13 protein-coding genes and 1 tRNA gene are annotated in these 21,708 nt (G+C 40.0%); 3 read left to right on the forward strand and 11 right to left on the reverse strand.

Going from position 1 to position 21,708, the window contains the following annotated elements:
• The first annotated feature begins 106 nt into the window (after positions 1-106).
• The 3 genes from J0M37_14015 (at position 107) to J0M37_14025 (ending at position 7,148) form a co-directional block, all read left to right on the forward strand.
• Positions 107-2,137 (forward strand): T9SS type A sorting domain-containing protein, encoded by a 2,031-nt coding sequence (locus J0M37_14015; GenBank protein ID MBN8586202.1) that lies wholly within the window; start codon positions 107-109, stop codon positions 2,135-2,137.
• Positions 2,138-2,449: 312 nt separating this feature from the next.
• Positions 2,450-4,492 carry a T9SS type A sorting domain-containing protein gene (locus J0M37_14020; protein ID MBN8586203.1) on the forward strand — a complete coding sequence of 681 codons (2,043 nt, stop codon included), beginning with the start codon at positions 2,450-2,452 and terminating at the stop codon, positions 4,490-4,492.
• Positions 4,493-4,742: 250 nt separating this feature from the next.
• Positions 4,743-7,148 carry a S8 family serine peptidase gene (locus J0M37_14025; GenBank protein ID MBN8586204.1) on the forward strand — a complete coding sequence of 802 codons (2,406 nt, stop codon included), beginning with the start codon at positions 4,743-4,745 and terminating at the stop codon, positions 7,146-7,148.
• Positions 7,149-7,243: 95 nt separating this feature from the next.
• Here J0M37_14025 and J0M37_14030 read toward each other — a convergent pair whose 3' ends face one another.
• From J0M37_14030 to J0M37_14080, 11 genes are all read right to left on the reverse strand, one after another.
• Positions 7,244-8,935 (reverse strand): cellulase family glycosylhydrolase, encoded by a 1,692-nt coding sequence (locus J0M37_14030; GenBank protein ID MBN8586205.1) that lies wholly within the window; start codon positions 8,933-8,935, stop codon positions 7,244-7,246.
• 187 nt (positions 8,936-9,122) lie between these two features.
• The gene (locus J0M37_14035; protein ID MBN8586206.1) at positions 9,123-9,323 is read right to left on the reverse strand and encodes a cold-shock protein; all 201 of its coding nucleotides are present in this window, start codon (positions 9,321-9,323) and stop codon (positions 9,123-9,125) included.
• Between the two features lie 150 nt (positions 9,324-9,473).
• A tRNA-Lys gene (locus J0M37_14040) sits at positions 9,474-9,545 on the reverse strand.
• Between the two features lie 109 nt (positions 9,546-9,654).
• Positions 9,655-10,041 (reverse strand): ATP synthase F1 subunit epsilon, encoded by a 387-nt coding sequence (gene atpC, locus J0M37_14045; GenBank protein MBN8586207.1) that lies wholly within the window; start codon positions 10,039-10,041, stop codon positions 9,655-9,657.
• 24 nt (positions 10,042-10,065) lie between these two features.
• The gene (atpD, locus tag J0M37_14050) at positions 10,066-11,481 is read right to left on the reverse strand and encodes a F0F1 ATP synthase subunit beta (protein MBN8586208.1); all 1,416 of its coding nucleotides are present in this window, start codon (positions 11,479-11,481) and stop codon (positions 10,066-10,068) included.
• Between the two features lie 705 nt (positions 11,482-12,186).
• Positions 12,187-13,092 (reverse strand): hypothetical protein, encoded by a 906-nt coding sequence (locus tag J0M37_14055; protein MBN8586209.1) that lies wholly within the window; start codon positions 13,090-13,092, stop codon positions 12,187-12,189.
• 1,190 nt (positions 13,093-14,282) lie between these two features.
• Complete coding sequence (locus J0M37_14060) at positions 14,283-15,014, reverse strand: hypothetical protein (protein MBN8586210.1); 732 nt, start codon at positions 15,012-15,014, stop codon at positions 14,283-14,285.
• Positions 15,015-15,016: 2 nt separating this feature from the next.
• A complete protein-coding gene (locus tag J0M37_14065) occupies positions 15,017-15,220 on the reverse strand; it encodes a hypothetical protein (GenBank protein ID MBN8586211.1) in 204 nt (67 codons plus the stop codon).
• A 51-nt stretch (positions 15,221-15,271) separates the two neighbouring features.
• The gene (locus J0M37_14070) at positions 15,272-15,751 is read right to left on the reverse strand and encodes a hypothetical protein (GenBank protein MBN8586212.1); all 480 of its coding nucleotides are present in this window, start codon (positions 15,749-15,751) and stop codon (positions 15,272-15,274) included.
• Between the two features lie 26 nt (positions 15,752-15,777).
• Positions 15,778-18,846 carry an N-6 DNA methylase gene (locus J0M37_14075; GenBank protein MBN8586213.1) on the reverse strand — a complete coding sequence of 1,023 codons (3,069 nt, stop codon included), beginning with the start codon at positions 18,844-18,846 and terminating at the stop codon, positions 15,778-15,780.
• Between the two features lie 887 nt (positions 18,847-19,733).
• The gene (locus J0M37_14080; protein ID MBN8586214.1) at positions 19,734-21,416 is read right to left on the reverse strand and encodes an ABC transporter substrate-binding protein; all 1,683 of its coding nucleotides are present in this window, start codon (positions 21,414-21,416) and stop codon (positions 19,734-19,736) included.
• Between the last annotated feature and the right edge of the window lie 292 nt (positions 21,417-21,708).

Genomic DNA, 21,708 nt, shown 5'->3' on the forward strand with positions numbered 1-21,708 from the left:
TATTATAGTTAGTAAAATGAAAATGTTGACTATTGCATATATAGAGAAATGCATTTATATTACGAAAATCAATTAACATTTTTTTATAATAACTAACCAATCACAGATGAAAAAATTTACAAAACTTTCTGTTATTATGCTTACAGTTATTACTGTAATAATAATACAGGCGTTTGATTTCAGCTCTGATGATTCGGATAAAAATCCGAATATAGACAGAGCACCTCATTGGGTACACCAAATGAGCCAGGTCAAGCAGAATAATAATCCCTTGCCGCTTACCCCGATAATTACCCCGGATGGGTATGATAACTATTTCCTTGGAACAGATTTTGCAGAATGTAATACCGCAGTAAATCCAAGAAATCCTTTATGGATATTTACTGCCTATAACACTAATGGAACACATTACACTACAAATGGTGGTTTGAACTGGTTAGTGAATAACCCGGGTTTTGGTGGTTCTGTAGCAGGCGACCCTGTAGTAGTATATGACAGTTTGGGTAATTTATATTATGACAATATGAAAAACCCCATAACAGGCACCTGGATGCAAAAATCAACAAACAATGGCGTAACCTGGATATTAGGAAGTGTTACAGCTAATATAGGTAATGATAAAAACTGGATAGCTGCTGATCAAACAGCAGGTCCATATGCTAATTTTGTTTATGGTTCTATGACAAACGGAAGTCAGGCATCATTCAGCAGAAGCACAAATGGAGGAGCTAGTTTTTCATTAATTGGAAATTTAACACCGCATGGCTTACCTGGCACAATGCCTTGCGTTGGTCCAAACGGCTCTATACAGGGTGGCAGCGTATATGTTGTAACTAATTCCGGTTCAGCTTTTACTCCAACTTACACATTTTTCCGTTCCACTAATGGAGGGGCTACTTTACCAACATTACAATCAAGTCAAAGCGGATGGGTTAATACAGTCGGTACTCAATCTGGCGGAAGAAATTCGGTTCAAAATATGAGAACAAGACCTTATCCTTTTATCGCTGCTGATAACAGTTATGGTCCATTCAGAGGAAGATTATATTGTATTTATTCTGCAAATGATCCGCCGGGATCAGGGAATAAACCTGATGTTTGGTGCAGATATTCAACAGATTTTGGCGTGACATTCTCAAGTCCTGTCAGAATAAATGATGATGCAAATACCCAGAACAACCACCAGTGGCACTCCACAATTTGGTGTGAAAAAGAGACAGGCAGACTGTATGCAAGCTGGATGGATACAAGAAATACTCCCACCAGTGACAGCGCTGAGATCTACGCATCATATTCCACTAACGGCGGTGTTACATGGGTAACGAACCAAAAGCTTTCAAACCAGAAAATGAAAATTGACTGCGCAACTTGCGGCGGCGGCGGTACACCAAGATACCAGGGCGATTATAATGGTATAGTTGCTACACCTCAGGGCTCAATTGCCACATGGGCAGATTTCAGAAATGGTTCATTCGGAAGTTATGGCGCTTACTTCCCTGATTATGCTGTAAAAACAACTCCCGTTGTAAGCATTACAAATGGTACGAATGACAGCGGTTTTGCATTTATAAGTGTACCAAGTGTTAAATTATTCACAGGTACCACAACATTTACCGCTTCGGTAGTGAACCCACCTGGATCAGGCACAATAACATTAACATTTCTTAACAGAAGTACTCCAGCTGCTCAAAACACATTAACTACTTATCCTGATTCTTTAAGGCTGAGAGTTAGAACTACCGGCGGTGTTCCTTCAGCTTTATATACAATCAGAGTTATCAGCAATGGTCCAAACGGCACTCCGGTTCATGAAAGAACATTTACAGTAAATGTTGGTGCAGTTGGTATTTCAAATAACAACACTGGCGTACCTGATAATTTTTATTTATACCAGAATTATCCGAACCCGTTTAACCCGACAACAAATATCAGGTTCGATATTTCAAAAGCTGGCAATGTTAAGCTTGCAGTTTACGATCTTGCAGGCAAACAGGTTGCTGAGCTTGTTAATTCAAGTTACAATGCCGGTTCATATACATATGATTTCAATGCTGAAAACCTGGCTACCGGAGTTTATTTCTATAAGCTCGAAACGCCTGAGTATACAAGCATAAGAAAAATGATACTGGTAAAATAGTATTTAGAAATTCAGTTTCACAAAAAGCCTGGTCAGCTTGACCGGGCTTTTTTATTGTTGTTAAACGAATTGTAGTCGAGAATTTTAGTGCTCGTTAAAAATTGTACATGTAATTATTTTCGAACCCTGAAATCCGAAAAATTGGCTTTGACACGGATTCGACCTCAAACCACTCCAGGTCCCCCCTCAGAGGAGGGAGTAAATATTTGACCTTTAATATTTGTCAAAAAAGCGTCTTTTATTAAAAATCAATTATTATTATATTATTTAAATTATATCTCAAATAACTAACTACAAATTAAACAACCACAAATGAAAAATATTTACAGAACTGCCCTCGTAATGCTGCTGATCTCAGCAGGATTATTTATTTTCCAGGGCTCAAACAGCTGGGTAGGCTGGGATGATGATCCCAATTTAGACCGTGTGCCTTACGAATATTTTCTGAGGAACATGAATAAACCCCACCAGGAACCGGTGCCATTTGTATTAACAACATCAGATGGTTATGATAACTTTAACGTGGCAATTGATCTTGCTGAAGGGCATATTTCGATCAATCCTACTAATCCATTGAATGCTTTTGTAGCTTTCAACGGTAGCGGTTCACTTGGTTCTGTGCCAACTACAACTACAAACGGTGGAATTAACTGGTTCAGGGTTAACCCGGTTTGGGGGTCAACAATGACTGGTGACCCGGTAACTGCATATGACAGTGTTGGAAATGCATATTTTGAAAATATGTGGAGCAATCCTATTATCGGAACAAAGATCGCAAAATCAACAGACGGAACAGTCACATGGTCTAATGTTGCTAACGGCAATGCAGGTAACGATAAGAACTGGATAGCAGCCGACCAGACCGGCGGTCCTTATAAAGATCATATATACAGCGCAATGACAAACGGTGCAAGCTGTAATGTAGCCCGCAGTACTGATAAAGGTGCTACGTGGAACGTTGTAACAGCGCTCGTACCCCATGGATTACCGGGAGCAATGCCATGCGTTGGTCCTAACGGAAATATTCAGGGCGGAAGTGTGTATGTAGTAACAAATGCAGGCTCATCATTTTCACCTGTGTATTCATTTTTCCGTTCAACAGATGGCGGCGCAACATTCAGCCAGCAGTCACAGGTAAGCTTTGCCAACTGCGTTGGAGATAACGTAGGCGGAAGAAATTCAGTTCAGAATATGAGAACCCGTCCTTATCCGTTCATTTCAGCGGATAACAGTTACGGTCCAAACCGCGGAAGGCTGCATCTTATTTATGCATCCAACACACCTGTTGGCTGCGGCAACAAGCCTGATATATTCAGCCGCTATTCCACAGATTTTGGCGTAACATGGTCAGCCGAGAAAAAAGTTAATGATGATGCAAATTCAGAGAACAACAATCAGTGGCATCCTGCAATGTGGTGCGATAAACAGACCGGTAGGTTATGGGTTCAGTGGCTTGATACAAGAAATACTCCCACAAGCGATAGCTGCGAAGTTTATGCAACATATTCAGATGACGGCGGCGCAACATTTGTTCCCAACGTAAAAATTTCAAACGCTAAATTTAAGATCAACTGCACAAGCTGCGGCGGCGCAGGCACTCCGTTATATTTAGGTGACTATAATGGAATTAATTCCGTTGGAAATATGTCTATGCTTTGCTGGGCAGATTTCAGAAGCAACAACTTCCAGAGTACTGTTGCTTACTTCCCTGATTATGCTGTAAAAACCAGATCAACTGTAGATAGCTTAGCAGTTGCCGGTCAGACAAAAGACTACTATGTAACTATTCCTTCAGTAAAATTGTACACAGGCAATGTTAAATTCTCAGCTTCTTTAACAACACCACCTGCAGCCGGCGGAATAACTATTCAGTTTTTGAATAAAACAACAAACTTGCCTCAGGATTCACTGACAACTTATCCGGATTCAATTAAGATGAGGGTTTCAACAACTCCGGGTACATCAACCGGAAACTACACGTTGAATATTAAAACAACAGGAACCGGCGGTATGCCACCTGTACATTTAAGGTCTTTTAATATCAGGGTACACAATCCAATTGGTATTACACCAATTGGCACAAATGTACCGACAAAGTTTGACCTATTGCAGAATTATCCGAACCCGTTTAACCCTGTAACCAATATCAAATTTGATATCGCCAAGACAGGATTAGTTAAGCTTTCTGTTTATGACGTAACAGGCAGGCAGGTTGCAGACCTTGTAAACGGCGAACTTCATGCCGGAAGTTATAACTACGATTTCAATGCTTCAAATTTAGCGAGCGGTATTTATTTCTACAAACTGGAAGCAGGCAATTTCACTTCTATAAAGAAAATGATCCTTGTTAAATAATTTAATAGAATAAAATTATTCAAAAAGCCCGGTATTAGCCGGGCTTTTTTATTTTGAACACAACTAAATACATATAAATCAGCAAATTTATCATTCTTCTTTTTAAAATGAATTGTTATACCGTGAATTGTTCAATATATTTGAGCATAAAATAGAAAAGCAAAAGTTTAAAATAGTAAATTCAGGATTCCCGGAGGACAAAATTTTTAATTTTGGGGAACCTTTCAGTTTAATTTAAAATAAAATTAACATGAATAAAAAACTACTCCCGCTGTTCTTATTATTTTTTTTAAGCACAGCTTCAGCAATTGCTGGAACAAAAATTAACGGGTACCTGCAGGATGCTTTGAATAAAAGCACCGATAACGATATGATCCACGTATACGTTACCTTTAATTCCCCTCTTGGCTTAAATGATTTTGCCGACATACCGTACGATTTGCCAAAACAGGATAGAAGAAAAATTGTAATTGAACGTTTAATGGCACATTCTGAAAGGACACAAAGCAGGGTCTTATCATTCTTAAATGCCAGGGCTACTGATATAAATGATATGGAAGTGTTATGGATCGTTAACGCAGTAAGGTTCACCACCAAACCTTCTGTAATTTATAACCTGGATGCTGGAAATTATTCAGAAATAACCGGTATAAATTTAGACCCGCAATACCCGGCAGAAATGATGATAGATGAAATTGTTGCTCCGGCTCCGTTCAATATGCTTGCTCCGGAACCCGGGATTATGCTTATGAATGCAGATGATTGCTGGGCATTAGGCAATCGCGGCTGGGGTGTAAAAGTATCAAATGCTGATGATGGCTTTTGGTGGAAACACCCTGACCTTGTAAAAGGTATTTGGCAAAACCTTGGCGAAGATGCAAATAATAACGGTGTGACTATCATTTGGGCTTCAGGTACAGGTTCAGTGATCGATCCGGGTGATGTGAACGGTGTTGATAATGACGGTAATGGTAAAATTGATGATTTTATCGGGTGGGATTATGGTACAAACAGCGGTACCATCTCAACAGCTTCACACGGCTCAGCAACATTAGGACATGTTGTTGGCGATGGAACTATGGGCACGCAAACTGGTGTCGCCCCCTGGGCAAAATGTATGATCATGAGAAATCCTAGCGGTTATACCCAGCAGATCTCTGCATTCCAATATTCACTGCAGATGGGTATGGATGTTGTTACCAGCTCACTAAGCTTTAAATGGTATTTCAGCCCCAAACCTGATTTCAGCCTTGTAAGGCTTGCTACCGATATGTCTCTAGCAGGCGGAATGATACATGCAAATTCCACAAGCAATGACGGTAACACAACAGGTATCCCGCATAACATTTCTTCTGCAGGCAATAACCCTGCGCCATGGCGCCATCCTGATCAGTTAAAAATAGGAAATTTAAGTGGTGTGATCGGGGTTGGTAATGTTCATGTAAGCACTGATGTAATTTATTCCACTTCACCGTGGGGTCCGGCTACATGGGGAAACTGGAATCTTTGGGATGCCGCATATCCGTATACAGTTCTTGAAAGCCATAAGGACTACCCCTACAGCAGAACTGCACCGGTAGAAATGCCTGATTCAATGGGACTTTTAAAGCCTGATGTATCTGCGCCGGGCCAGAATTCAATTTCCACATATGTAAGCTCTGGTACAGGATACGGCTCAACTTTTGGCGGGACTTCATCAGCTACACCGCATACAGCAGGCTGTATTGCACTTATGCTTTCTATTAACCCTGAAATGCTGCCGGGTGATATTGACAGGGTACTCGAGCTGACTTCCATAGAAAAAGGTGACCCGGGCAAAGATTACAGGTATGGAGCCGGCAGAATTGATGCACTTCTCGCAACTACTTCACCTGCATGTTTAACTGAGGGTGTTAACGGAGGCAGCAACTGGCTTATTAACCAAACTACCCCGCCTAATGATACAGCTAGAGAGCTTGTTGGATTAAAATTAAGGAATACTTCATCACCATGGATCGGTTCTTTGAAACAGCTCGTATTTTCCAGAAGCGGAACTGCAGCAGCTAATGATATTGAAAAGTTCAGGCTCTTCTGGGATGTTAACAAAAATAATGTTGTTGATGCAGGCGACCGCCTGCTGCACGAAGTAAACTTTGATGTTTCAAACCAGGTTGTGATGGACACTATCAAGTTCAAGGTAACAGATTCAGTAAGACATGTTCTGTTTTGCGCAAAAACAAAAGCCGGAGCGAATTCTTCTAATACAGTTGTTCTTGGAATGCCAAACAATACTTACTTCAAAAGCTATTACACAACAATCGCGCAGGCAACAAATTTCCCGTATGGCTCTACAGTAACGGGAACACCGAATATTGAAACACCGGTTATATTTTCATTGAAGCAGAATTTCCCGAATCCGTTTAACCCTTCAACTATGATCAGCTATTCACTTGCCAAACAGTCACTGGTTAAGGTACGTGTGTTTGACGCATTGGGTAGGGAAATTGCAACACTCCTTAACAACGTTCGTGATGCCGGCAACCATAATATTGAATTTGACAGCAACTTCTTTAAAGGCTTAAGCAGCGGAATATACTTCTACAAGCTTGAAGCTTTTGAGCCAAACGGTAATGCGATATATTTTACTGATATAAAGAAAATGATGCTGGTTAAATAAGCGTAAGAATTTGATTCAAATAAAAAACCCCGCTTCATAAGCGGGGTTTTTTATTTGTGAATATATTTTAAAAGGTGATACCAAAACTTCTGCAGCTACTTAATTAAGATCATTCTTCTGATATCACTGTAACCCTGCTTGCCGTTCAGCGGTAATGCATCAAGCCTGTAAATATATACACCGCTTGAAATCTGCGAAGCGTTGAAAACAGCTGAATAATTTCCGCTCATCTGCTGTGTATTTACAAGGCTGGCTACTTCCCTGCCCAGCATATCATAAACAGTAAGCTTAACTATGCTGTTTTCAGAAATTGAGTATGAAATACTCGTTGAAGGATTAAACGGGTTCGGATAATTCTGCTTAAGTGAATACTCCACATTCACTGCGGTTCTGCCGCTTAAGCTTTGTGAAGGCCCAACAGTGAATATCTGCGGCTGTGACCAATCCGAAATGTTTTCAGGTGCGCCGCCGGGATTCTTTGCCCTTATTCTCCATGAGTATGTTTCTCCGTCAACCAATGAATTTCCGGTTATTGTATAGCTTGCCTGTGAAATATCAGTAAATGTAAATACATCATTTCTGCTGCCGCGTACTTTTGAAAGCTCAATATCGTATGTTGTGAAAGCTGTCATTGAATCCCATGTAAATGTTGGATTACCGGGAACGACCAGCTCATTTGCAGGAGATATCATCTTTGGCACCGGAGGTGCGTGAAATTCCGAAAGAACTCTTTTCCAGTGCAAATTATCTGGGTCGCCGAACTTTTCAATATTCCAGTCAGCGCCGGGACCTCTTCTCCAGTCCCAGAAAGCAAAATGCCAGCCGTAATCTTTCATAATATCAAGCTGGTCACCAAGGTATTCAATGCCGCCTGTCTGAGGCTTATACATACCCATTTCACCAATGAAAACCGGTTTACCGGTTGAAAGCTGGAATTCACGCAGCTTACCAAATACAGTATTTCTGAGAAATGCCGCATCGTACAGTACCTGTGAGAGTGTTGTTATATTCCAGTAAACTCCGGGGTAGGTCATAGCAAACGGAACAGCCTCTTTGCTGAACTGAACCGGCTGATAATTATGTGCTGAGTATATTATGTATGGATCGTTAATTTCATACGCCGGGAATAACTCAGGGGTAGAGTAAGCGAAGCTTTCAAGAATTACCGGGAGCTCTGGATCAACTTCCCTGATGCTTTGTACCCATGAGGTGTAAACCTGGTCCATATGGATATTATAAACATTTTCCAGGAAAAACTTATATGATGCTGATGTATTCGCCGGTATCACTCTTACTTTAGGCCTTGGTTCAATTACAAGGTTGATCCCAACAAATAAAGTATCGCCTGCATATCTTTGTACCACCATGTTAAGCATTTCAGCATATTTGCTTTGCTCTGTGGTATTGCCGCTGTTCCACACCCTTGATTCACCGGTTGTACCCTGTGACTCATCAAAGGTATCATAAGCACCCGGACCTGAACGCATTCCGATAACATAATGAATTCCGGCCTGGCGGCAGAAGTTAACAAGCATATCGCAGCCATCTATATTTGCCTGCACAAGGCCGTACGGCGCATCCGTTGCCATAAAGCCATCAGGCTGTATATGGAAGAGGTTACCGCCATAGTTTTTAAAATCAATAAAATCCTGAACTGATTTGGGTGATTCATAAAGCACGTTATATCCCCTGAAATAAGAGCCGTTTTGCCACTTATCATATTTGGGATTAGAAAATGCTGTACCTATAAATAGAGCTGTTAATAGAATAATAAGAGTTGTTTTCATGATTATTTTTTCCTTTTAAAATTAAACATTCACGTAACAAATTTAACTTGTACAAGGTATACTTTTAATAACGTGAAGACGTGAAATTTTAGGCTGGAAATATTTTAAGAGTTTAAAATGTATTTTAATGTAAAAATCCCGCTAAAAAATAACGGGATTTCATTTATTCTCGTGTACTAAGACAAATTTATGCTTTAGTGACGTTTCTTGCCTGTAAACCTTTATCGGTTTCTTCTACCTCATATTCAACTTCCTGTCCATCCTCGAGTGATCTGTAACCATCTCCGACTATTGACTTGAAATGCACGAATACGTCCTTTCCATCATTACCAGTTATAAATCCAAATCCCTTATCAGCATTAAACCATTTTACTTTACCTTTCTGCATTCGGCTTCTCCTCCTTTCTAAGTACTTAATTCAGCGTTAAAAACTACGAAAATCAACGCCCTTTAATACATCCGGACAAAATGCCCGGATTTAAACTATGCAAATATACTAATTTATTATTAATAATAATACTTTAGTATAAAAAAAATGTGAGCCGGGGAGGTCTCGAACCTCCGACCCTCTCCTTAAAAGGGAGATGCTCTACCACTGAGCTACCGGCCCTGCCTTAAAACTTAAATTGTTTAAAACTTATATTAAAGATCAAATTTTGATAAACCGCAATATAATCAAAAAATTACTGCAAAAACACGATAAAACAAAAAACTAATTTTTATGCACTTACTGCCTTAATTTTCGCTTTTGCGGTTTGCAAAGCGTGCTTTGCGGCTTCTTTATCAAGGCCCGGTTCTTTGGATTCCAGGATACGCTCTGCTTCTGCGCGTTCTTTTTCAGCGGCAGCTACATCGATATCTTCAACCGGCACGAGAGATTCCGCCAGCATCGTGATATGATTGGCATGCACTTCTACAGTGCCGCCTGAGGTCACGAAGTTTTTGGTCTCGCCGCCAGCCAAAACAAATTTTACCGGTCCCGGAATAATTGTTGAGATAAAAGGGGCATGGTTATGAAGTATCTGGAACATTCCTTCAATTCCCGGAGCTGTGAAGCTTTTTACATCCCCTGCAAATACAACTTTGCCGGGTGTTACAATTTCCAAGTGTATCAAACTATCTGACATCTGTTATAAAGTTTTTGCCTTCTCCAGTGCTTCTTCCAAATTACCTACCATATAGAATGCGTTTTCAGGAACATCGTCGCACTCACCGCTAACTATAGCTTTGAATCCTTTAATTGATTCTTCGATCTTCACATACTTTCCTTTTGAGCCTGTGAACTGTTCAGCAACAAAGAACGGCTGTGAAAGGAACTTCTGTACTTTTCTTGCTCTCTGAACCGCAAGCTTATCTTCATCTGAGAGCTCATCGATACCGAGAATATTTATGATATCCTGGAGATCTTTATATTTCTGCAATACTTCTTTTACTGACTGCGCAACGCGGTAATGCTCTTCACCAATTACAAGCGGATCCAAAATACGCGATGTTGATGAAAGCGGGTCAACAGCAGGATAAATACCAAGCTCGGAAATTTTCCTGTCGAGTACTGTGGTAGCATCAAGATGCGAGAACACCGCTGCCGGCGCCGGATCTGTCAAGTCATCAGCGGGAACGTAGATAGCCTGCACTGATGTGATAGAACCCTTCTTTGTAGAAGTGATCCTCTCCTGCAGGGCACCCATCTCTGTTGCAAGTGTTGGCTGGTAACCTACCGCTGAAGGCATACGTCCTAAAAGCGCTGATACTTCAGAGCCTGCCTGTGTGAAACGGAATACGTTATCCACAAAGAGAAGTACGTCTTTTCCTTCTTCATCGCGGAAGTATTCAGCAACTGTGAGGCCTGTTAACCCGATACGCTGACGCGCTCCGGGCGGCTCATTCATCTGTCCGAACACAAGACATGTTTTATTGATAACGCCTGATTCCTTCATTTCGCGCCAGAGATCGTTACCTTCTCTTGTACGCTCGCCCACTCCTGCGAATACTGAGTAACCGCCGTGGAATGTCGCAATATTATTTATCAGCTCCTGGATAAGAACCGTTTTGCCTACACCTGCTCCGCCGAAAAGTCCGGTCTTACCGCCCTTGGTGTAAGGCTCTAAAAGATCTATAACCTTAATACCTGTTTCAAGTATTTCCTTCTGTGTTGAAAGCTCATCAAGCGTGGGAGCAGCCCTGTGAATAGGAAGGGTCTTTTTTGTTTTCAGCGGTTCAAGCCCGTCGATAGTGTCGCCGGTCACATTCATTAACCTTCCGAGTACTTCAGGTCCAACCTGAATTGTGATAGGAGCGCCGGTATCAATTACATCCATGCCTCTTACCAAACCATCTGTTGTATCCATTGATACAGCTCTTACCCTGTCCTCGCCCAAATGCTGCTGAACTTCCGCTATTAATACATCATCTGTTCCGTCTGTATTTTTCCTTGGGATCTGTAAAGCTGTGTAGATCTCAGGTAACCTTCCGCCTGAGAAGTCGATATCAAGCACAACACCGATAATCTGAACGATCTTGCCCTTATTCTGCTGATTTTCTGCCATTTATGCTAAAAATGATATGTTTTATTGATTTATAATTAGTTAAGATTACAAATATATGCAAAATTTCAGAAACTTGAAAGTGCGAAATTAGAGTAAATAGGTTAAATTTGATGAAATAATGCTTGTAAGGCTGTCTCATTTGTCTCACATTTCGGGTTAATAATTTATTTTTATGTATTTTCATTGATACTGGTTAGTTTTTGCGAAGTTTCTCACCGGTGCTGATTTTTTAGTATAAATGAGACATGTGAGATTTCTTGATTTTAGTCTGTAATACGGGAATTGTTGATGTTGTCTCAAAATGTTGTCATTCTGAACGAAGCGTAACGCAGTGAAGCGGAGTGAAGTCACGCAGTGCTCTTCTACATCCAGACGATATTTTACAATGCATCTGTTTTCATTGAAATGCCCTTCGACTTCGCTCAGGGCGACAAAATTGCTTCGCTCGCAAAATTTATATTTTTCTTGTGACCCCCACTCCACGAGTCAAAGACTCGGTAGAGTCATAGACCTGCTCCCACATGGCAGAGCCAGTCCTTCGGCCTGTCAGGGGGAGAGTGACTATATTTGTCTTTCGGTTTCACTCGCAAAGCAGCAGTAGCAGGCGCGGCTTGCCCGCCTGGATTTATATTCATCAAAAGCAGACGTCCCATCATGCCGTTGGCTTGACCAGGCGGGACGTCTCTACAAAAAGCAAAAGATTATTCATTCGGCTTCTGCAGCAGGCGCGGAATCGCCTTCAATGTATTTTTTCAAAAAGCGGGCAACGACATCGCGCGGTGTGCGGGGTGAAAACTTGGCGACTGCCGCATATACCGCATCCATATCATAACCGCCCCGCGGACGCTTTTTGGCAGCTTCAGCTGCGGCTTCAAGGGTTCTGCATGCCAATACAAGCTGGCGCACGCCAACCGGCGCTATATACATTCCGTTCTTGTAGTTCTCGCTTTCACGAAGCAATACCTGCTCTACATTATACTTTATAATTTCAGGCACGGATTTGCCGCCGTGTCCCGCCGAGAGTGACATCCTGTTTATACATCCTTTTACAAGCGGCGAACTGACTTTGCATAACTTACCTTTAAGATTTATTTCAATGTGATCTACATCACCAAGCTTATCATATAAAGCTATATCCAGGAACAACTTCCTGATATCGCCGTCAAATTCAATTGGCTGCCCTGCCCCGTGCTTTGTGCTTACAGCCTCCGTGTGCTCACCCGCGGTAACTGCCGGCAAATGAGAGCTTCTATTTTTAAGCTCATCCAGCATACCTAAAACTTTTTTAAGCCTTTGGGCTGAATAGCTGAAACCGAACTCAAGCGAAAGCGCTTCCCGCATTTCATTGTAGGTTTTGCCCTTTTCCTTAAGCTCTGATACCAGCTTCAGATCACGGTTTGAAACGGGGCATTGTACCGATTTGCGGTTGAAGGTTTTATACATACCCGGGATTTTTTTATTGATCTCACGGTACAGCGTGGCGCGCGAGATGTTATGTTTTTTAAGCGTGCCGTTAAATACGGTGCGGAAATCATCAGGGTCATTGTTTTCATAAACCAGCTTAAGGGTGTTAACGTCTTCGTGAAGCTCCTTATTGAATTTTTTTGGCATATTTTATACGGGTTAGTTTGGAATTTAATGTTTTTAAAAGGTATTTTGAGGAATAAAATATATATGCTGTTTGCATATATGGCAAATATAATATATGCGTATAATATATGTCAAGGGGGAAAATTGGGGTGACCTATGCCCGCAGAGTCCACCTTTTGAGAACATAAAGTCAGGGATTCTGCATGGACAGAAAGTTTTTTTAACCCCGAAGGGGTGGAATTTTTGTAGATTTTGGTTGTTGCTTTTTTGGTGAACCCTGAAAGGGTGAAATTATGAAAAGAAAATAATGTCACCCGTTCCGGGTTAAATTATTTTTTGGATCTAAGGTTACAATAATAGCACCGCTTCGCGGTTATGTATAAAACACTGTGGGGTGGTAAAAAAAGCCCTGGCGGCCTATGGACTGACTCCGGCATAGTAGAAATATGTATTCGTTTTGAGGCAGGCACAAACGACGGGGAAATGGCGGCAGATTGATAGTTGCTAACACAGAGACACAAAGAGCACAGAGGAATAAAGAAGGGTTAAAGTTATTTTTTGTAAAGCTAAACGCCGTTTCGCTTGCCCGAATCAGTGATTCGATCTGTAACAATTACGTACAATGCCGGAAATGCGCCATGGTTAATAGACGTTGGTGAGAACCTTAGAAAGCAACACAGGCACCAACAACGGTGAATTATGTACTTTGTTATTTGTTTTTTAAATAATATTTAGTATATTTTATTAAGGGCATAATGTCCCTCGAAAGGAGTTTCTTATGTTTAGAAACATTTTTGAGGGCGGCGTGCCTCTATAATATTATGGATACAACACGGTGAATATCTACTGCACAGTCAGTGATAATGATATTCTCTGGGTAATCTAATTTTGAAACAATCCTCAGGATGAAAGCACCAATATGGTGCAAACGTCGTCTTTAGGAACTTCGAAAAAGGAAAACTGCGAGTCTAACCAACGAAAAACAGAAAGCCGAAAGAAAACATAAGATTATAGAGGGCAACCCAACCTAAAAAGTTGGGGTATAGTAGAAAACGGCTGAGGGTGGTTCCCTCAGTGTCTAGCCTACCGCGCACTCACCCTCAATTTAGACCCCTCATTTGAGGGGTTTTTTATTGTATTTACTGCAACTTTTTAGACGCTATAAATGAAATATTTAAAATTAGAAAGTTCACTTTTTTAAAAAACTTTTATTAATTCTTTAATAGTTCAACAGCATACTTTTTGACTTTTTCCGATAATACCTGTTCACTAAATCCACAAAGCAAACCAATTAAAACTGTAACTCGGAAATCAGAATTTATATCAACTGTAGAAATACTACCCAATTCAATGTTTACAACACCTAAACTAAAAAGTAAACCAATAATTAGTGTTAACAAGCCCGCAAATGAAAGTCGAATAACTGGCTCTAGTCTATCCTCTTCTATGATATGCAGGTTTTCAAAACTTAATTGTGTTTTCCTTGCTCCAAATGACAACCAAACACCAGGCATTGAACTAGCAATCAATATTAGATAAATGGTTGAAGACCAATTATTGTAATAACTGACAAATGAAATTAATACAAAAAATAAGCAAAATGCTATTGAGTAAATACCCAACTTTATCATATATTTATTTTTAATAATTCCACTCATTTTAACAACAATATCATATTTCAAATTGGCCAATGCTTGTAAAGCAACTACTGGATTTGCATTAGCACCAGCTAAACCAGCTTGTGCTAGAGAAAGGATTTGAAAAAAGTATTGCATATAAGATTTATTATCATCTTTAAAGATATTTTGTAACACAACCAATGCTTTCTCAATATCACCTTTCAAAATGAGTTGATTGCTTGAAGGAATATTTTCAGTAATATTAAATAAAATCTCCTTAGGAAATTCTTTATGTTGTGAAACTATAAATGCACCTTTTTCCATAATTATCTCCCACAACAGGGGCATTTATCTACTTCACCCCCTGTAAAAGAGAAAGATTTACCCAATTTATTAAAACCTTCTGACAGATCTTTGCTCTTATCAATCTCTTCTAACTCTTTTAATAATTTATCTTCAGTAGTCGTTCTTTTGGTATATCCTTTTTTATCTAATTTCTCTTTAACTTGTTTTAACATTGGTGTTAACATTTTAACCTCCCGATTATGTTTAGTTTATAAAAATTCTTTTTTTTTGATTATTCACTCTACTTCTACCAACCATTTATAATTAATCATTACCCAGCCATCCTCTGACTTTGGGTCAACTTTACTTGAACCTTTTACATTTAATGTTCCATCGATATTAACAGTAAAAGACCCATTTGATTTTAGCTTGTATAAGTTCTTTACGTTTTCTCTTGTTAAGTCACATCTTGGACAACCGACAACAGTTCCGTCATTGAAGTAACCGACAAGACCGCCATTAGATGAAAAGAGGTATTGTAATTTCCGCTTATTCTGATTTTCTTCTTTACTACTTTTATTATCTCGCTCTACTTTGTCCGTAGTGTTCTCTTTCTCAACTAACTCTTTTTCCCTAATATTTAATTCTTTTTCTTTTAAGTTTAATTCGCGCTCCTTTAATGAATCATCTTTCGTACATTTTGAGAGAGTGCAAATAAATAGAAACAAGAAAAAGCTTAAACAAGATTTCAAAAGAATGTTTTTAATTTTTTCCATATTGTAATATTGTTTCAATTTCTATTTTAATCCCCCTCAACAATCTTTATTTCTTCTTCGGTTAAGCCGTAAAGCTCGTAAACCAACCGGTCAATCTGGCGGTCAAGTGCGTTGCTCTTATTTTCGTAAAAGGTTTTATCTTTGTCTGTGTTTACTCGGTTTAAAACTGATTTGGTTTTTATCAAATTATCAACATTCTCAATAATAGCATAATAGATGTTTTTATTTTCATCCTTAATATTCTTAATTTTTAACCTTCCAAAATATTGTTTTGTACATGTAACCCACCCGCCCCTGAAAATATTACTTATATTTCTCAGGTACCAAAATAATAACTTTGAATTAATAAGACCTAATACGTATTTCTCTGAATAATTCTGATTTAAAACAGTAATACTAAAACCTCCGCTTGCCATCAAACAATATTTCGAATTGCCCGATATTAGCGAAAAAGATCCTTTCTCTGCCAAAAGAGGAATTAGGATTTGAGAGTTTTCATGCAATTTCAAATTTCTAGGAGCGCTATAACTATACCATTCTTTGAATTGTTTTCTCTTTTTTAGCTGCAATTTGTTCTGTATTAAATACTTGTATGCATTTGGGAATCTTTCATTCAATTCAGCCTCACCAATTAACTCAAAACCATCATTTATGAAATAATATGGAAAAATTATCCTAAATGTATTTATAGGGTTGAATAAATATCTTTTGAAGTCTGTTGCAAATATTGGGACCCTACTGATTTCTGCTTCAATGTTATTTTTTGTAAATTCCGATTCATCAAGCATAAAGATCTTATCATTACCCGAAGATGACCCCCTACTTATTTCACAAGGTAACTGTAATAATTCTGTTGTATTTAATTCTAATTTTTCAATAATGCTCTTGAATTTTAAATTTTCGAATTCCCATTCAGTACCTATTTCTGAAATATCATAAGTAATGTATTCAATCTTATCCTCTCTTAAATTCGAAACACTTGGTTTAGAGAACCTAAATGAGTTTGTGCTCTTTTTTTGCAAAACTATAATTGACGTATAAGTAGTTGCATTTACGAATATTTGTTGTTGTCTAAAATCCAAAATTGTATTTAGAAGATTACCTGCATATATGAATTTTCGAATATTTTCTCCATAGTCAGTAGTAAAAAATTTATTAGGCACAATAAAACTAGTTAACCCTCTTTGATTAATGCTATATATAGCTTTTTCGATAAAAACTACATACAAATCATAATTGCCCGATTTGGCTGAAAGATAATATTTTTTCAAATAATCTGCAATTTTGGGTGTGGTTTCTTTGAAAATTTGAATTCTAACATACGGCGGATTACCAACAATTGCATCAAATCCACCATTTTTCATAATAGCAGGAAAGGCATCTTCAAAGTTCATTGCGTTAATTTTCTTTTCTTCTTCTTCAGACCACCCCGTCGCTTCGCGCCACCCCTCCTTGGCAAGGAGGGGAGCGTCGTTTGTATAAATATCAGTACCAATTAATGAGTTACCGCAGATAATATTTTTGCTCAGGTCAGGCAGGATCTTTTCTTTAAACATTGCCTGCATTTCGTTTGCAGTTGCAAGGGTTTCATCTTCAAGCAGCTTTAAATAAAGTGAAAGCTGGGTTACTTCAACTGCCTGGTGATCAATATCAACTCCGTAAACATTATTAAGGAGAATCTGCCTTTTCTGTTTTAGTGAAAGTACCCACAAGCCATTACTGAAAATACAGCCGTCAGCTTTTGCTTCCTTAGGGTTTAGCTGGTAATACTTTGAGTGATACCTGAGAAGAGTATCGTAAACGGTAATTAAAAATGAACCGCTTCCGCAGGAAATATCGGCAAACCTAAGCTTTGATATTTCAGCAGGTGTTTTACCTTCGATAAGCTTGCCTACAGTGTTATCAACAATATACTGGACAATATACTGCGGAGTGTAATAAACGCCGCCGGCTTTGCGAACTTCGGGTTTTTCTTCAATGGTAACACGTTTATCTGTAGCGTGAACTACCTTACCCAGGAAGCGCTCATATATGCTGCCTAATATGTGAATCGGGATCGAGTTAAAGTTATACGGCGAGTTAATATGAGAAAGCTCTTTGCAAATATCCTCAAAGTCTTTGTCATCAGGGACAATTGCTGTGTTAGACCCCCTTTGTATTTCCCCATTGTTAAGTGGGAGTCGATCGATGAAATGCTCTTTAAATACGATACCGTTATACTTAGCATTGAGCGAGCGGCAGTCAGCAATGAAATCACCCCATGCTGTGCCTTTATCTCCATATGTGCTTATATGATGCTCGCCTTCTATCAGCATATCTTCGAGGAAACGGATAAATACAAGGCGGTCAATTGTCCGCTGGGTTGCCTCGGTTAATTCTTCACTTGTAAGCGCGGGGTTTTTCTTTTTGAAAGAGCGGGCAAGGGTATTTCTGATCTCATCGAGCTCTTCAAGGAATGATTCATCAATGCTCTGGTATGAACCGGGGAACAAGCCTTTTTGCACGGCTTTGCCGCGCGGCTTCGGCATTGTTTCGGCAAATTTTTCTATTGAGCCTGATTCAACCGCTTCACGGGAAAAGAGGTAATACAGCTTAGAGAATTTTTCCTTATCGGTATATTCAGTGTAATGGAAGCTTAAAACTTTCCGTTCTTTGGTATATTTTATATCAGGCTTATAACGTGAATCCAGAATATGGAATTCTTCGAAATCAGTGAGGACAACAAGCGGAGTTTGGGCATTCCATCCGTAACGTATCGCCTGGAAGGAATCATATGGATTGGCAAGTGAGCGGGAGGGTTTTTTAGCTTCAACATAAAATTTGGGGTCACGGTAATTTGGTGAAAGGAAAAAAGCGTAATCAGCGCGTTTTTGGGTTTCTTTATCTTTTACACGGCGTTCTACTTTTACTTCCTGCTCGTAAGGATTTTTCTGGTGTTCATGGTTTACGTCCCATCCCAGGGCAATGAACAGCTTATCTATGAAATCAAGCCTTGCCTGGGATTCAGAGTAATCAGAGGCCAGGTAATGTTTTTCGTTGGCGTTAAAATCGTTTACAAGTTTTTCAATTAAGCTGTATGCAGATTCAAGGGACATAGTTAGTCCTCATTTTATATAAATTAATGGTAATATCAAATTTAGAAAAAAGTAATTTCTAATAAAACCCTAAAACAAAAATAGCGCAAATCACACACATGGGAACAATGATATGCTCCGCGCTTATGTATGATTTGCGCCACCCTCTTTTCAAATATCAAATAACAAAGAACAAATAGCAATGAAAAAATCAATTGCTTAAGTATTCAGGGAAGTTGGTTTGGGTTTGAGGAGTTTTAGTGATTAATGAGATTGCTTCGCTTTCGCTTGCAATTTATATATTTTTCTTGTGACCCCCACTCCACGAGTCAAGGACTCGGTAGAGTCATAGACCAACTCCCCCTGCAAGGGGGAGAGTGACTATGTTTGCCCTACGATTTCGCTAGCAAAGCTTCTGCAGCAGGCGCGGCTTGCCCGCCTGGATTTATTTATTCATCAAAAGCAGACCTCCCCTAATGCCGCTGGCTTGACCAAGCGGGACGTTTCTACAACAATTTTCGTCTAGATCCTTCGACGAAGTTTATCCCGCAAAATTTTTTGCGGGACTCAGGATGACATGGATTAAAGCTTACGTATAGATTACAAGAACATGTGTTGTCATTCTGAACGAAGCGAAGCGGAGTGAAGTCACGCAGTGCTCTTCTACATCTAGACGATTTTTTACAATGCTACCGACTCATTTGGAATTCCCTCCGCTCGCAAAATTATTATGGGCTTCTGCAGCAGGTGCGGCTTGTCCGCCTGGATTTATTCATTCATCAAAAGCAGACGTCCCAGCGGGACGTCTATACAGAGGCAAAATTTTTATTTTTCTTGTGACCCCCTCTCCACGAGTCAAAGACTCGGTAGAGTCATAGACCTGCTCCCCCTGCCAGGGGGAGAGTCAATTACTGCATCTTGGCGGATTTGAGGATGATGGTGTTGAGGCCATCGATATACATATCGCGGACCTTTTTGCTCTTTAAATAAACAACCTGGTTGTAATATAAAATTACCCATGGCGCATCTTCGAGCACGATCTCTTCCATTTGGTTATAAAGTTTTGCGCGGGTGTTAAAATCGGTAAGGCGCATTGCAAGCTCATATAATGAATCAGCCGCCATGTTTTGATAATGCGTGTAATTGGGTCCGGCCGGTGAGTGGTTTTTGCTGTAAAAAAGCGCCATGAAGTTTTCGGGGTCAAAATAATCAGCGCCCCAGTTGCCGCGCCAGAAGTTAAGCTCTCCCCCGACCTGTGATGAGCGCATGGTTGATGCCTGCATAAAATCAAGCTGGGCATCTATTCCAAGATCGCGAAGCTGCGCCTGCACTGATTCCCCAATAAGCTTCTGTGTATCATCATTTGATACCACAAGCTTAAGCGTTAATCCTTTTCCATCGTGGTAACCGGCTTCGCTGAGGAGCTGTTTGGCTTTGGCAGGATCAAAGCTGTAGCCTTTGAGCTCTTTGTTATAGCCCGGCATGCCGGGCGGGATGGGTCCGTTAACCCCGGGTGTGCCGCGGAACTTCAGCACATAGCTGATAATTTTCTGGCGGTCGATGGCGTAGTTTATCGCCTGGCGAAGCTTGCGGTTATCTGAAAGGACGTTGTTCTTTCCGCCGGGTACATTTTTATCAAGCTGTATTCCAAGGTAAACCGTATTAAGCCATGGCTGTTTGATAAGCTCAAACTCCTTTGTGTATTCAGGCTTAAGCGCTCCGGTTTCATCGGTTATCTGGCTTAATACTTCGGGAGAAGGTTCGTAGTATTCAAACCTTCCCTGCTGGAAATCGAGGAATGCGGTTTCACTGGATTTGATGAAGCTTACTTTGATGCCATCAAGATATACAAGCGGCTTGCCTGCTTTATTCAGGCTCCAGTAATTGGGATTTTTTGTCATTTCAAGCTCGCGGTCAACTTCCCACTTAACGAATTTAAAGGGTCCCGTGCCAACCGGGTTATAGCCGAAGTTATCTTTGTAGAACTCAACGGCTTCTTTGGGGTAAACAAATGAATACGGCATTGTAAGTATGCTCAAAAACGGCGCGAACGGTTTTGTGAGCGTAATGATAAGCGTTGTATCATCCGGCGCCTGGATGCCCGTTATTTCTTTTACGTTGTTGTGTTTTTCTTTGATTGATGTTATGAACTCAAGTGCGCCTTTAACCTTATCGCGGAAAAGCCATGCCCCGCGTGTTTTGGTGGATGGGTCACACACACGCTCAAAGCAGTATTTGAAATCAGAGGCTTTCACTTCCCTGCCTTTTCCGTCCGGGAAGCATTGGTTATCGTGGAAGAAAACCCTTTTGCGGATTGTGAATGTATAGGTCAGTCCGTCATCTGATATTTTGTATGATGAAGCAAGATTTGGCTCAAGGTTCATTTCACGGGAGTATTCCAGAAGACCTTCGGTCATTTGCTGCAGCGGCCAGCCGGCAGCAAAGTTGCTGCACATAATGGGGTCAAGATTTTCTATCCCCTGCGCTTCGTTATACCTGAAAATATTTTCAGAGGTTTCTTTTTTTGAGCAGGAGGTGAGGAGAATTGAACCAATAAAAAATAAGCAATATAAAATTAGTCTGATCTTCATAATTTTTTTTAGCTGCAGGTCACAAGACCTGCAGCGGGGTATTTTTGTTAATTTATTTTAACAGGCAAAGATATGGCTTTATAGGGAAAGATAAAATTTAAATAAATGTTCAGATTTGAGTTTCGTATTTCATAGATTTTGCTCTGAAAAAAACTTTATGTCTGGATTCCCGCTTTCGCGGGAATGACGCGTGGATATGCTTTTACAGGGAAAGATAAAATTTAAATTTTTTTCTTTGAAGAATGGAACACTGATGAAACGGATGAAGCGGATATATACGGATTAAATAATT

It is taken from the genome of Ignavibacteria bacterium (assembly GCA_017303675.1).
Taxonomy (GTDB): Bacteria; Bacteroidota; Ignavibacteria; order Tepidaquicellales; family OLB5; genus OLB5.

Coding starts and splice junctions, on each gene's coding strand:
- J0M37_14020 (MBN8586203.1), top strand. CDS start 2,450: ATGAAAAATATTTACAGAACTGCCCTCGTAATGCTGCTGATCTCAGCA.
- J0M37_14070 (MBN8586212.1), bottom strand. CDS start 15,751: ATGGAAAAAATTAAAAACATTCTTTTGAAATCTTGTTTAAGCTTTTTC.
- J0M37_14030 (MBN8586205.1), bottom strand. CDS start 8,935: ATGAAAACAACTCTTATTATTCTATTAACAGCTCTATTTATAGGTACA.
- J0M37_14015 (MBN8586202.1), top strand. CDS start 107: ATGAAAAAATTTACAAAACTTTCTGTTATTATGCTTACAGTTATTACT.
- J0M37_14065 (MBN8586211.1), bottom strand. CDS start 15,220: ATGTTAACACCAATGTTAAAACAAGTTAAAGAGAAATTAGATAAAAAA.
- J0M37_14055 (MBN8586209.1), bottom strand. CDS start 13,092: ATGCCAAAAAAATTCAATAAGGAGCTTCACGAAGACGTTAACACCCTT.
- J0M37_14035 (MBN8586206.1), bottom strand. CDS start 9,323: ATGCAGAAAGGTAAAGTAAAATGGTTTAATGCTGATAAGGGATTTGGA.
- J0M37_14080 (MBN8586214.1), bottom strand. CDS start 21,416: ATGAAGATCAGACTAATTTTATATTGCTTATTTTTTATTGGTTCAATT.
- J0M37_14060 (MBN8586210.1), bottom strand. CDS start 15,014: ATGGAAAAAGGTGCATTTATAGTTTCACAACATAAAGAATTTCCTAAG.
- J0M37_14025 (MBN8586204.1), top strand. CDS start 4,743: ATGAATAAAAAACTACTCCCGCTGTTCTTATTATTTTTTTTAAGCACA.
- J0M37_14075 (MBN8586213.1), bottom strand. CDS start 18,846: ATGTCCCTTGAATCTGCATACAGCTTAATTGAAAAACTTGTAAACGAT.
- atpD (MBN8586208.1), bottom strand. CDS start 11,481: ATGGCAGAAAATCAGCAGAATAAGGGCAAGATCGTTCAGATTATCGGT.